The sequence below is a fragment of the Lutimaribacter marinistellae genome (genome assembly GCF_042648365.1).
GTDB lineage: Bacteria > Pseudomonadota > Alphaproteobacteria > Rhodobacterales > Rhodobacteraceae > Lutimaribacter_A > Lutimaribacter_A marinistellae.
Window position 1 is genome coordinate 22,591 of the sequence record NZ_JBHRXI010000015.1, and the last position, 13,639, is coordinate 36,229.

At 61.5% G+C, this 13,639-nt stretch carries 10 protein-coding genes; 9 read left to right on the forward strand and 1 reads right to left on the reverse strand.

What is annotated here, in order from left to right:
• Nucleotides 1-21 precede the first annotated feature (21 nt).
• The 8 genes from ACFORG_RS13645 to ACFORG_RS13680 all read left to right on the forward strand — a co-directional run bounded on the left by ACFORG_RS13645 (nt 22) and on the right by ACFORG_RS13680 (nt 11,072).
• Entirely contained in the window at nt 22-744 is a 723-nt protein-coding gene (locus ACFORG_RS13645) for an aspartate/glutamate racemase family protein (RefSeq protein WP_386736091.1), read from the forward strand.
• Nucleotides 745-1,346: 602 nt separating this feature from the next.
• Nucleotides 1,347-2,972, forward strand: a complete 1,626-nt coding sequence (locus ACFORG_RS13650; RefSeq protein ID WP_386736092.1) for a flotillin family protein — start codon at nt 1,347-1,349, stop codon at nt 2,970-2,972.
• A gap of 45 nt (nt 2,973-3,017) precedes the next feature.
• Complete coding sequence (locus ACFORG_RS13655) at nt 3,018-4,262, forward strand: urea ABC transporter substrate-binding protein (protein ID WP_386736093.1); 1,245 nt, start codon at nt 3,018-3,020, stop codon at nt 4,260-4,262.
• A gap of 60 nt (nt 4,263-4,322) precedes the next feature.
• Nucleotides 4,323-5,192: a branched-chain amino acid ABC transporter permease gene (locus ACFORG_RS13660; RefSeq protein WP_386736094.1), complete on the forward strand. Its 870-nt coding sequence runs from the start codon at nt 4,323-4,325 to the stop codon at nt 5,190-5,192.
• The gene (locus ACFORG_RS13665) at nt 5,189-6,244 is read left to right on the forward strand and encodes a branched-chain amino acid ABC transporter permease (RefSeq protein ID WP_386736095.1); all 1,056 of its coding nucleotides are present in this window, start codon (nt 5,189-5,191) and stop codon (nt 6,242-6,244) included. The genes ACFORG_RS13660 and ACFORG_RS13665 overlap by 4 nt, the downstream gene beginning before the upstream one ends.
• Nucleotides 6,241-6,975 carry an ATP-binding cassette domain-containing protein gene (locus ACFORG_RS13670; RefSeq protein WP_386736096.1) on the forward strand — a complete coding sequence of 245 codons (735 nt, stop codon included), beginning with the start codon at nt 6,241-6,243 and terminating at the stop codon, nt 6,973-6,975. The genes ACFORG_RS13665 and ACFORG_RS13670 overlap by 4 nt, the downstream gene beginning before the upstream one ends.
• A complete protein-coding gene (locus ACFORG_RS13675; RefSeq protein ID WP_386736097.1) occupies nt 6,972-9,359 on the forward strand; it encodes an amidase in 2,388 nt (795 codons plus the stop codon). The genes ACFORG_RS13670 and ACFORG_RS13675 overlap by 4 nt, the downstream gene beginning before the upstream one ends.
• Nucleotides 9,360-9,377: 18 nt before the next feature.
• Nucleotides 9,378-11,072: an AMP-binding protein gene (locus ACFORG_RS13680; RefSeq protein WP_386736098.1), complete on the forward strand. Its 1,695-nt coding sequence runs from the start codon at nt 9,378-9,380 to the stop codon at nt 11,070-11,072.
• Here the strand turns inward: ACFORG_RS13680 and ACFORG_RS13685 are convergent, their stop codons facing one another.
• Nucleotides 11,073-12,011 (reverse strand): acetamidase/formamidase family protein, encoded by a 939-nt coding sequence (locus ACFORG_RS13685; protein WP_386736099.1) that lies wholly within the window; start codon nt 12,009-12,011, stop codon nt 11,073-11,075. It abuts the gene before it with no gap.
• Nucleotides 12,012-12,233: 222 nt separating this feature from the next.
• Here ACFORG_RS13685 and ACFORG_RS13690 point away from each other — a divergent pair, with 222 nt between their 5' ends.
• The gene (locus ACFORG_RS13690) at nt 12,234-13,637 is read left to right on the forward strand and encodes an amidase (protein ID WP_386736100.1); all 1,404 of its coding nucleotides are present in this window, start codon (nt 12,234-12,236) and stop codon (nt 13,635-13,637) included.
• Nucleotides 13,638-13,639: the final 2 nt, after the last annotated feature.

Genomic DNA, 13,639 nt, shown 5'->3' on the forward strand with positions numbered 1-13,639 from the left:
GTCCGTGAAAGGGAGATGTCGATGAAAGTGCAGGGGGGGAAACCCGTCTACGGCGCGTCCGTGGGGATACTGATGCTCGAGGCCCGGTTTCCCCGGATCCCGGGCGACATGGGCAACGCGCTGACATGGGACTTTCCGGTCCAGTACCGTGTGGTTCGCAACGCGTCGCCCGATCTCGTGGTGCGTCAGGGCGCCACGGGCCTGCTGCCTGCCTTTGTAGATGCGGCCAGGGACCTCGTGGCCTCGGGTGTCGATGGAATTACCACGAATTGCGGCTTTCTTTCACTGTTTCAGGAAGAGCTTTCAGCAGCGGTCAACGTGCCTGTCGCGGCCTCGTCGCTGATGCAAGTGAACCTAGTGAACGCGACACTCCCTCCGGGCAAACGTTGCGGAATCCTGACGATTTCGGGCACTACCCTGACCGAGCAGCATCTGCGAGCTGCGAACGTACCCGCCGGAACGCCGGTTGGGTCGACCGAGGGGCTGAGGGAATTCACCCGCGCCATTCTCGGGAACGAGTTGGAACTTGATTTAGAGGCCGCCAGGGCGGACAATGTCGACGCGGCAAAGGCGCTTGTCACAGCGCATCCCGACATTGGGGCCTTGGTGCTGGAGTGCACAAATATGGTTCCCTATGCCCCTGCCATCAGGGCAGCGGTCGGCTTGCCGGTCTTTTCGATCCAGAGCTTCGTGAACTGGTTCCAATCCGGACTCGTCCCAAGGTCTTTCCCGGTACCCGTCTAGCGCCAATCTGCACAACTGGGCGTCTGCACGAGGTCGTGAAGAGCGGTACGAAAAGTGGTCCAGGCACCCTACGGTCCGATCAGACAGAGGGAGTTTGTCGCGCAATCGCTCATCTGGAAATTGGTCAGGCCGGAAAGAAATCTCTTTGGAAAGAACGTTGGGAGCGAAGCGTCGCTAAAGCCTGACCCGGCCTTGGGCTTGACGTTCTACAGGCCACTCCTCGGTAAAACCAAGGCGCCGACCAGAAGCATCAGTTCGACGCTTGAAACTAAATTGACCTCTTCGCTTTCGTTTGTTTGTCCGAGGCTGTCCGTCAGGTGCTTGTCTCTATGTATCTGTAATAAAAGGCAAAAATTATCTCCTTGGTCAGTGCGGAAAGGCGGAGCTCCAACATTCGCAGGGGCAGGCCCGCGCCCGGTTTCTACGCATTTGTTTCGTGTGCAGGCAAACAATTCAAGTAAAAGCTTGACAATGAAATTCCGCGTTTCCTACCGTTGTGAAGGACCTGCACAATAAGCCAAAGCTGCTCTTTGGGCTAAAGTTCGTGCCGCGCTTAAAGCGAACTCGTTGAAAAACGTGCACTACACGATGGGGGGTCGACTATGGCGTGGTTTATCGCGGTTGTTCTGCTTGTTGTCGCAGTCATCCTGCTCATTCTTTTTCTGAACCGTTATTACCGCAAGGCCACGCGCGAGATCAGTGTCGTTCGGACTGGTATGGGCGGGCAAAAGGTCGTGCTCAATGGCGGCTGTATCGCGTTGCCGTTCCTGCACAAGGTCTCCGAAGTGAACATGCGAACCTCGAAGCTGGAAATCGATCGCCTCGGCCCGAAATCCATCATCACCAAGGACCGCCTGCGCGTCGATATTGGTGCGGAATTCTACGTGCGCGTCCGAGCGACCGAAGAGGGAGTCGCGACGGCGGCACAGGCACTGGCGGGCAAGTCCTTCCGCGCTGCGGACCTCGAAGACATCCTCGAAGGTAAGCTCGTCGATGCGATGCTGTCGGTGGCTGCCTCCTACACGATGGATGAGTTGCAGGATAACAGGGCCCGTTATGCCAAGGAAATCAGCGAGATGCTGAACGACAACCTGTCGCAAAACGGGCTCATGCTGGAATCGGTGTCCTTGACGCGGATCGACCAGACGCCGTTTCACGCGCTTGATGAGAACAACGCCTTCAACGCTCTCGGGATGCGCCGCTTGGCGGAAATCATCGCGGTGAACAAGAAGGAGCGCGCGGTCATCGAAGCCGATGCCGACGTGTCCGTGCGGCAAAGCCAGCTTGATGCGACCAAGCGCAAACTGACCATTTCCCGCGAGGAAGAAGAGGCGATGATCGAGCAGCAGCGCGAGATCGAAATCGCCCGGTCGCGTTCGGCTGCCGAGACCGCCGAAGAACAATCCATTTCGGAAAAGCGCCGTGAGGCTGCCCGGATCGCTCGCGAGCGCGAGGTGCGCCTGTCGGAAATCGCGCGCGACACGGAATTGCGCCGACAGTCGCTGGAGTCCGAGTTGAACTCGGCCCTCAAGAAATCGGAGAACCTCGTGACGCTCGCCAAGAAGCGTGAGGAGGAGGCCCGTGCAGAGGCCGACGCAATTCTCGCCAAGGCCAGCGAGGCCGAAGCGGAGGAGCGCGTGCAGACAGTGCGAGAGACCGCCGCGGCAGAGCGCGACAAAGCCCTTGCATTGATCCGCGCCGCCGAACAGGCGCAAGTGGACGACGTGCGCGTCCGCTCCGAAGCCGACACGATCATCTCCATGGCCGAGGCCGATGCAAAGGCCGTGCGAGACCGCGCGGCGGCGGAGCGGGAGAAGCTTATCGCAGAGGCCGAAGGCCGGTCCGCAATCATCTCGTCCGAGAACACGCAAAGCCCCGAACTCATAGCCATGAAGCTGCAGGAAGCACGCCTGCGCACGCTGCCGAGTGTGGTCGAGCGCATGATGAAACCCGCCGAGAAGATCGAAACGATACGGATCAATCAAGTAACCGGGTTCGGCGGAACAGGAGGCGGCGGCGGGGCAGGCGGCGACAAGTCCACTGTAAACCAGGTGGTCGACTCGGTCCTTGGCATGGCGCTGCAACTGCCCGCCGTTCAGAAGCTCGGTGAAGAGGTCGGCATGAATATCGGCGGTGGTCTGCGTGGGATCACCACACCGCTCGAAGGCGACGGCGCAAAAGCGCCCTCGGAAGACTCGGAAAGCACCTCGTCCGACAAGAAGAGCTGACGCCATGACACGTTTGCTCGATAACCCCGACAGGAGATGGCAACCATGAATATTTCCCGCAGAAATTTCGTACTTGGCACAACGGCTCTGACACTCGCCGCACCCGCCACGATCGGGCGTGCGCAAACAGACGCGATCAAGTTCGCATCAATTCTCGACCTGTCCGGCGGCCTCGACATTTACGGCGCACCCATGGCCGAGACGACGAAGATGGCCATCGAGGACATCAACGCCGCCGGCGGTCTGTTGGGGCGCGAGGTGGAACTGACGCTGTATGATGCGCAGTCCACCATCCAGTTCTACACCCAGTACGCCACGCAGGCGGCGGCAGGTGACCGTGCGCATACGGTACATGCAGGGATCACCTCGGCCTCGCGCGAGGCTATCCGGCCCACGCTGTCGCGCTTTCAGACGCTCTATTTCTACAACGTGCAATACGAAGGTGGTGTATGCGATTACAACAACTTCTGCACCGGTTCGACCCCGGCACAGACCGTGGCAAAGGTTGTGCCCTATGCCATGAACAAATGGGGCAAGAAGGTCTATATCGTGGCGGCCGACTATAACTATGGCCAGATCACTGCGCAGTGGATGCAGAAATTCGTGGCCGAGAATGGCGGCGAGACGCTCGATGTCGAATTCTTCCCGCTGGACGTCACCAATTTCGGCCCGACCATCAACAAGATCCAGACCGCAAAGCCGGACTTCGTGATCTCGGCGCTGGTGGGCGGCGCGCACGTGTCCTTCTACAGGCAATACGCCGCCGCGGGCATGATGCAGGACATCCCGATCGCATCGACCACTTTTGGTGTCGGGAACGAGCAAACCCTGATCTCTGCCGAGGAAGGCGACGGCATTCTCGCGTCATACGGTTATTTCGAAGCTGCCGACAATCCGGTGAACGCGGCGTTCCTTGAAAAACTCAAGGCCAAGCTGGGGGATGATGCGCCGGTGATGAACGAGCTTGCAATCCGGTCCTACGAAGGTGCGATGCTTTGGGCCGAGGCGGTCAAGGCGGCAGATACTGCGGACCGTGAACCGGTTATCGAGGCGCTGCGCTCGGGGCTGAGCTACGATGGGCCGTCCGGGACGGTGACCATCGACTCGCAGACCAACCACTGCTCGATGAACGTCTATATCGGCGAGCTGAAAGATCAGAAATGGAACATCGTCGAAAGCTACGAGGCGCAGCCTCCGGCCGATACGGCGCTGGTCTGTGACCTCAATGCCAACCCGAACCAGTCCGCCTTCCTGTTCGAAAACGGGCTTGAAGCTGCGGGCATCAAGTAAGCGAAGCATACCGGTCCGGCGTCAAGCCGGACCGGTCCTGGCCTTTCCCGGGAGACCGTCTTGGATCTTGTTCTCGCCGTCCTGTTTCAACTCGTCTACGTGATCGCGAACCTGGCGCTGATCAGCCTCGGCCTTGCGATCATCTTCGGGATGATGCGCGTCATCAATCTCGCCCACGGCGAATTTTTGATGGTTGGCGGCTACACGGTCGTTGTGGCCACCAATGCCGGGGTGAATATCTGGATCGCGATGTTGATCCTCGCACCGCTCGTGGTGGGCGTGATGGGGGTGATCGTTGAGCGGTTGCTGATCCGCTGGCTCTATGGCCGCATGGTCGACACGTTGCTGGCGACATGGGGCCTCTCGCTCTTGTTGATCGGCCTCGTGACCTCGATCTTCGGCGCATCGACCGCGACGACGATCAGCCCGCCGCTCGGCACGATCCGCATCGGCGAATACTCGGCCTCGGGGTACGAGTTGTTCCTGATTGGTGTGACCATCGTGCTGTTCATCGCGGTCTACATGGTGCTGAAACTGACCAAGCTCGGACTGGTCGCGCGCGGCACGATGCAGAACGCCGAGATGTCTTCGGCGCTGGGGGTGTCCACCTCGCGCATCTACATGATCACCTTCGGACTGGGAGCCGCCGTCACGGGACTGGCCGGGGGCCTGCTTGCGCCTGTGACCGGCGTTCTGCCGACCATCGGCGCGACCTATATCGCCAAGGCTTTCATCACCGTGATTTCGGGCGGAGCCTCGATCCTTGCCGGAACCGCGACGGGATCAGTGCTGCTTGGAGGCATCAACGGTGTGTTTTCGTTTCTTGCAGGGCCGACGCTGGGTGAGGTCGCCCTGCTGGTCGCGGCCATCGTCCTGCTGCGCCTGATGCCGCGCGGGATTACCGGGCGGTTCTTCCGCAAATCGCTATGAACACGAACTCGACCCTTCGCAGCATGCGCCCGGTGCTGATCTTCGCGCTGATCGGCTTGGTATTCATGTTTACCGCGCCTTACGTGCTGCAGCTTTTCACGATCATCAACCTGACAACGGCCATTGCACTTGCCGTACTCGCTCTGAGCCTTGCACTTGTCTGGGGTTATGGCGGTATCCTGTGTTTTGGGCAGGTCGCGTTCTTCGGCCTCGGTGCGTATGCCTACACCATTGCCGCGATCAATTTCGGCGGCTCGACATGGGCCATCCTCGTGGCAATCCTGGTCGCCTCGGCCTTTGCGGCGCTGCTGGGTTACTTCATGTTCTTCGGGCGCGTCTCGGACGTCTATCTCGGGGTGATCACACTCACCGTGACGCTGATCTTCTTTTCTTTGATCCGCCGCACATCCGGGCCGGAATACAAGATAGGCAATGCGCTTCTCGGCGGTTTCAATGGGATCACCTCGCCGCCTCTGAACCTGCCGTGGAACTCGTCATCGTTCCTTTTCCCCGAGCAGGTGTTCTACGTTGCGATGGCCGCGCTGATACTTTGTTACGTGTTCTGCGGCTGGCTGGTGACCACCCATTTCGGACGTGTCTGTGTCAGCATCCGGGAGAACGAGTTGCGCGCCGAGCTTCTTGGCTATGACTCGCGCCTCTACAAGCTGGGCATCTTTACCATTTCCGCCGGGATTGCAGCGATCGGCGGGGTTCTGTTCTGCAACGGGGTCGGGCGGATCACGCCGGACGTGTTCAACCTTTACAACGCGGCGCTGACCATCATCTGGGTTATCGTCGGAGGGCGCGGTACCCTGATCGGGCCGATCGTGGCGACCTTTGGGCTGTTCTACCTGACCGCCTCTCTGGGCGGGCAGACGGTGCTGAACAACAACCTCGTCCTTGGCATCATCCTGATCTTCTTCGTGCTGTTCGTGCCGAAAGGCATCGCTCCGACGATCGTCGACTGGTACGCGGCGCGGCGCAAGCCAAAGACACGTAGCCGTCGCCGCAGGGGACGCAGCCGCCGCGCCCAAGGGTCGGCAGACGCATGAGCAGGCGGCGGGACAGACGTGAGGTGATCGTCGAGACGCGCGGGCTGTCGATGCATTTCGGCGGCGTCCGGGCGGTCGACCAGGTCGATTTCACGCTTTACGACAAGGAATTGCGCTGCCTGATCGGGCCGAACGGCGCGGGCAAGTCGACATTCTTCAAATGCCTCACCGGGCAGCTTTTACCTACGGCGGGCGAGATCACGATTCGGGGCGACACGACGACCGGCTACGAACCACACGAGGTGGCAGGCCTCGGCGTGGGGATCAAGACACAGGTCCCCAACGTGTTCGACGGTTTGTCAGTGTCTGAGAACATCTGGCTTTCGGCCCGGCGCTGGCACGGTGCACGCCGCGCAACGGCTTTGACTGCGGACACTATCGAACGGCTTCGCCTCGGCGATATCAGGCGTGACGTCGTGGGCAGGCTTGCACACGGGCAGCGCCAATGGGTCGAACTTGGCATGGTCATCGCTGCCGAGCCGTGGCTGGTGCTACTTGACGAGCCCGCCGCCGGCATGACCCACGAAGAGACGGCCCGTACAGCGGAACTGATCCGTGAGATCAACGAGAGCGCGGCGCTCATCGTGGTTGAACATGACATGCAGTTCATTCGCATGATCTCGCAGCAGGTGACGCTGTTTCATGAAGGGCAGATCCTGATGGAAGACACGATGGAAGCGATCTCGGCCGATAAGCGCGCCCGCGAAGTCTATCTGGGAAGCCAGGCATGAGCGCGCTGCTGACCATCAAGGGCCTGCGTGCCGGATACGGGCGCGTCCCGGTGCTGCATGGCATCGATTTGGAGGTGCAGGACGGCGAAATTCTCGGCGTGCTCGGGCATAACGGCATGGGCAAGACGACCTTGCTCAAGACGATCATGGGAATCGTGCCGGCCAACGGCGGGGTAATGGATTTCGACGGCGAGGACCTGATCCCGCTTCGGTCCTCGCGCCGTGCCCAGCTGGGGATCGGATATGTGCCACAGGGCCGGGGTATTTTCCCCAATCTCAGCGTGCGGGACAATCTTCGCATGGGGGTGGCTGCGCATCAGATGGATGAGCAGGAGGCCATTGATCAGGTGCTGGAGGATTTCCCTCGGCTCGAACGCCTGCTCGACCGCGATGGCGGTGCGCTTTCGGGGGGCGAGCAGCAGCTTTTGGCGCTGGCACGGTGCCTTATCTCGGATCCGGATCTGATCCTGCTCGACGAACCCACCGAGGGCATCCAGCCTTCGATCATCGATGAGATCGTCGATCTTCTGAAATCGCTCAATGAGCGTATCGGTATTTCGATCATTCTGGTCGAACAGAGCCTTGATTTCATCACGGCCCTGTCCGACCGCGTCTTGCTGATCCAGAAGGGCGCCATCGCCGGCGAGGTTTCTGGATCGGAAACCGCCAACCCGGCGTTGATCGAGGAATTCACCGGTCTTGGCGCCTCGGGGGGCGTTGCCCCGCACACCGCCCATGCCCCGAAACTGCCCGGTAAGGGTAGGGCGGCGGCGACCGCACCCGCCCCGGACATATCGGCCGAAATGCCGCGCAGCCCCGCCGCCCCGCGGGACATGGCGCCGGCCACTCTGACGGAAAGGATGTCGTACATGACTGTCCAACGCCCCACGCATGCGCAGATGAAGGAAGTCGTCGCCGAGCTTGGCATGCACATGTCCGACGCGCGCATCCAGGAGTTCCTCGACGTGATGCAGGGCACGCTCGACGCCTATGACGTGGTCGACAGCCTGCCGGATTATCTGCCCCCCGTGCTTTACCCGCGCACCTCGGGTTATCGGCCCACGCCCGAGGAAAACCCGATGAATGCCTGGTACGTGAAGACCGAGATCAAAGGCGCCCCACGTGGCCCGTTGCAGGGCAAGACGGTGGCAATCAAGGATAACGTCTGCGTGGCCGGCGTCCCCATGATGAATGGAGCCTCGACGCTGAAAGGCTATACCCCCGATCTTGACGCGACCATCGTCACGCGGCTGCTCGACGCGGGTGCAACGATCTCTGGCAAGGCCCATTGCGAGTACTTCTGCCTTTCCGGCGGATCGCACACCAACGCGACAGGACCGGTCCACAACCCGCACAAACACGGCCATTCGGCGGGCGGGTCGTCGTCCGGCTCGGGCGCGCTTGTGGGGGCGGGCGAGGTCGACATGGCTATCGGTGGCGATCAGGGCGGCTCGATCCGGATGCCATCGTCCTTCTGCGGCTGTTACGGAATGAAGCCCACCCATGGGCTGGTGCCCTATTCCGGGGTCATGCCTATCGAGACCACCATCGACCATGCGGGCCCAATGACACAGAACGTCATGGACAATGCACTCATGCTCGAAGTTCTTGCCGGAGCGGACGGGCTGGACCCGCGCCAGTACGACGTCAAGACTGACCGTTATACCGCGGCCGTGTCGCGCGGGGTGTCCGGGCTGCGAATCGGCGTGATCAAGGAGGGTTTCGGGCAGGCCGGAGCCGAAGCGGATGTGAACGACAAGGTCCGTACCGCAGCCGAGACACTGCGCCGCCTCGGCGCCAGCGTCGACGAGATATCGGTTCCATGGCACCTGCACGGCGTGGCGATCTGGACGCCCATCGCGCTGGAAGGTCTGACCCAGCAGATGATGCTTGGGAACGGGATGGGTACCGGCTGGAAGGGTCTGCACACAACCTCGCTGCTGGAATACCATTCAAACTGGCGTTCGCGCGCGGATGAGCTGTCCGACACGCTGAAAATCTCGATGCTGATCGGACAGTATCACCTCAAGCATACTCGTGGGCGCTACTATTCCAAGGCGCAGAACCTGTCGCGGCAATTGACGGATGAGTTCAACAAGGTTTTCGCCTCTTATGACCTGCTGCTCACTCCGACGACGCCGATGAAGGCGCCGCCGATCCCGCCCGCGGATTCCTCGCTGGAATTGTGGTGTCAGCGCGCCTTCGAGATGATCACCAACACAGCGCCCTTCGACGTGACCGGCCACCCGGCCATGTCGGTGCCGTGCGGGATGAGCGACGGACTTCCAGTGGGGTTGCAGATCATCGGTCGCCGATACGAGGAATCGACGATTTACCGCGCTGCGGGCGCTTTCGAGCAGGCCGGCGACTGGCGCTACATGTAACAGGGGGGGAGCGCGCACTTGACCCGGCCCATCGATGGTCTGTCCCACGTGCGTGGCAGCACCGAGCGCCCTCTGCTCGATGCGACGATTCCGGGCTTTCTCGGGGAGGTGTGTCGCCGTCATGGCGACCGGACGGCGTGCGTCTTCTGGCGGCACGGGGTGCGTTGGAGCTATGCCGACCTGGCCCGCAAGGTTGATCAACTGGCGGCGGGTCTGCTCGCCATCGGGGTCTACAAGGGGGACCGGGTCGGCATCTGGGCACCGAACTGCCCGCAATGGGTTCTGGTGCAGTTCGCCACGGCGCGAATTGGTGCAATCATGGTCAACATCAACCCGTCCTATAAACAGGAGGAGCTGGCGCACGCCCTGCGCACCGCAGGGGTAAGCACGCTGATCACCGCAGAGGGTCACCGCGATGCGGATTATCTTGCGATGCTGCGTGCATTGTCGCCGGAACTGGCCCGCGCCCGCCCGGGCAACCTGCGCAGCGCCGCCTTACCGGAACTGCGCCGGGTGGTTCACCTGGGCGTCGAGGGCAGGGCGGGCATGTACCGTTTCGACGAGGTGATGGCGCTGGGCACGTCCGGCAAACGGGCGCGGCTGGACGCAATCACTGTCGGCCTCGGTCCCCATGATGCGATCAACATCCAGTTCACGTCCGGGACCACGGGCGCTCCCAAAGGCGCAACGCTGAGCCACCACAATGTCTTGAATAACGCGATTTCGGTCGCCCGCACCATGCGGCTTGCGCCGGGTGATGCGCTGTGCATCCCAGTGCCGCTCTATCATTGCTTCGGCATGGTGCTCGGGGTGCTCGCCGCCGCGTCATATGGCGTCAAGATGGTGTTCCCCGACGAGGGCTTCGATGCCCGGTCGACGCTGCGCGCCCTGCAGGACGAGCGCTGTACCGCCGTGCACGGCGTGCCGACGATGTTCTCAGCCATGCTCGACGACCCGGATTTCGCAAGGTTTGATCTGCGCAGTCTTCGTACCGGCATCATGGCGGGCGCACCATGTCCCGAACCGCTGATGCGCAGGGTCATGCAGCAGATGCATTGCGACGAGATCACCATTGCCTATGGCATGACGGAAACCAGCCCGGTCTCGTTCCAGACGGCGCCGGACGACCCGCTGGAGCGGCGCGTTGCCAGCGTGGGGCGGATTGGACCCCACGTAGAGGTGCGCATTACCGACAAGGACGGCGCTGTTCTGCCGGTAGGTCAGGAGGGCGAGGTGCAAACCCGCGGCTATCTGGTGATGAAAGGGTATTGGGGCGATCCGGAACGGACCTCCGAGGTCTTGCAGGACGGCTGGATGCACACCGGCGATCTCGGTGTGATCGACGAGGATGGCTATGCCAAGATCACGGGACGTGCCGGCGACATGCTGATCCGGGGCGGAGAGAACATTTATCCCGCCGAGGTGGAAACGGTGCTGCTTACCCATCCCGGTATCGCGCAGGCGCAGGTATTCGGAGTTCCGGATGAACGCTTCGGCGAGGAGGTCGCGGCGTGGATCATTCCGCGCCCTCACGCATCGCTAAGCGCCGAGGATCTGCAGGTGTGGTGCAGGGACCGCATGGCGCGTTTCAAGGTGCCGCGCCATATCCGCTTCGACTCCGAAATGCCGCTTACCGCAACGGGCAAGGCACAGAAATTCCGCATGTCGCAGATATTGCATCAGGAACTTGCCAGCAAAAAGACGAGCAGGTGATCAATCGAGGACGATCTTCGGAAAGTAGAACGAAACCGTCCAGTTTGGCATGTCAACGATCTCGCTGATCCGAAGATCGCCGCAGACCGAGCACAGCATGTAAGCGTCCACGGGGGTCATTTGGGTGGTGGCGCAAAGCCAGTCGATCATGCCCGAGACCGCATCGCGCGCCGCGCGCATCAGGTCAGGCCCGATCCCGGTCGTGACCTTGTAGCCCTTGGCATCGAAATGCCGGGTTACCGGCCCGTTGGTTTCGAAACGAGGGAAGGGCAGGCGGGCATCCTTGATGATGTCGATCTTGACCGACACGACCATCGGGCTTTCGATTGCCGTGCCGCAAATCTCGCCATCGCCCTGCGCGGCATGGGTATCCCCGAGTGACAGCAAGCCGCCCGCGACCTCGACCGGCAGGTAGAGCGTCGTACCGACGCAATTGTCCCGGATATCGAAATTGCCGCCAACCCGTCTCGGCGGAACGATGGAATGCGCGCCCGGTTCCACCGGTGCCAGACCGACTGTCCCGGCGAAGGGTTTCATCGGGACCTTGCCGCCGGGACCATAGAGGGCGGGCGCCATCGAAACGGCATCGTACATCCAGATATGCAGCGCCGGATCCGGGAACTGGTCGGCGAGCAGGCCGAACCCAGGAATATTCGCCGTCCAGCCCCAGCCCGAGGGTTTGAAATCGAGGAACGTCACCGCTACGGCATCGCCCGGTTCGGCCCCTTCAACATGGATCGGTCCGGTCACCGGGTTCACCTTATCGAAGTCGAGCCGTTCGAGGTCGAGCAGCGATGCGCCGGGGCCCAGTTGTCCGCAGGAAGCATCGATCGTTTCGATCTCGACGGTCTGACCCGGCTTGATGCTGAGAACCGGATCCAGCCGGTTATCCCAGCCGAAATGATGCTGATGCTTATGGATGGTGTGATTGCATTGCATGCCGACGCTCTCCCTAACGGAACAATACCAGCATCCGGGCCGCCTCTTGGCAAGCGCGCAACGCGGATGGTGCGCGACAAGGGGTGCTTGTTGCCCAATCGCGAAGCGAAGAACGGATTTGGAGAGCCAAATGATGCACGGCCGATTGGACAAATGAGGGACAGTCGCGGAAACTGATCCAAGGACGTGCCCTGTGCGATCTCGGGTATTGAAAGGAAGATCATGGACACTCGACCCTTGCATTACCAAAGCCTGCTCGAAACGTCGCGCGCCCTGCGGGCGGGTGAAACAAGCTCTCGTGCGGTCACCGAGGTGCTGTTGGCGCGGATTTCGGACTTGGATGGACGATTTAAGTCCTACATCCAAGTCACCCGTGAGCACGCGCTGGCGCAGGCCGACGCTGCTGACACGGCACTGGCGCAAGGGCGGAGCCGTGGGCCGTTGCACGGTGTTCCGATCGCGGTCAAGGACCTTTGCTGCACCACCTTTGCGCCAACCATGGCTGGCATGCCGGTCAACGACGGGTTCATGTCCGACCACAACGCCACGGTTGTCGACAGGCTTGAAACGGCGGGCGCGGTGATCCTTGGTAAGCTGAGCATGACCGAAGGAGCGTACACCAGTCATCATCCCTCCATTCCCACGCCGCTCAATCCGCTCAACCCGGACTACTGGGTCGGGTCGTCCTCGACCGGTTCGGGTACCGCAACATCGGCTGGTTTCTGCTATGCCTCGCTTGGCAGCGATACCGGCGGCTCGATCCGCTTTCCCTGTGCGACCTGCGGGCTTACTGGGCTCAAACCTACTTGGGGCAGGGTCAGTCGTCATGGCGTGTTCGACCTGGCCCCGTCGCTGGATCATGTCGGCCCAATGGCCCGCAGCGCTGCCGATTGTGCGGCGGTTCTTCAGGCGATCGCCGGCTACGATCCGAGAGATCCCACATCGCTTGATGCGCCTGTGCCCGATTACATGGCTTCCCTGTCTGACGGGGTGCGTGACATACGGATCGGGATCGACCCCGCTTATGCGCTTCACGGGGTCGACGCACCTGTGAAAGCCGCAATGGAAGCGGCCATCGACACGTTCGAGAGGTTAGGTGCCCGGATCGTGGATGTTACCATGCCCCCCTATGAAGACCTCGTCGCTGCTTGGATCATGATGTGCTCGGTCGAGACCGCCCATGTCCACACCGACACCTACCCCGCAAGAGCGGGCGAATACGGCCCGGACCTTGTTCAATTGATCGAAGAAGGGTTGGCGACGCGCGGTGTGGACGTGGCCCGGGGCCATATCCTGCGGCTGGAATTCAGCCAGGCATTGGAAGCGATGCTGGCGGGCGTCGATGTCATGCTTTGCCCGACCATGCCGACCGGAACACCAAGTCTTGCCCAGATGGAGACCTATGGCGAAGAACCGGAGGTTCTGAACGCCATTCTGCGCTACACCGCTCCGTTCGATTTCTCCGGCTCGCCGACGCTGACCCTGCCGAACGGGGTTTCGGATGACGGGATGCCGACCAGCATGCAAATCGTCGGTCCGCTGCTGTCCGAAGCGCTGCTATTGCGGGCAGGGGTGGCCTATCAGTCGGCGACGGGCTGGCATTGCATGCATCCTGATCTGGAGTGATT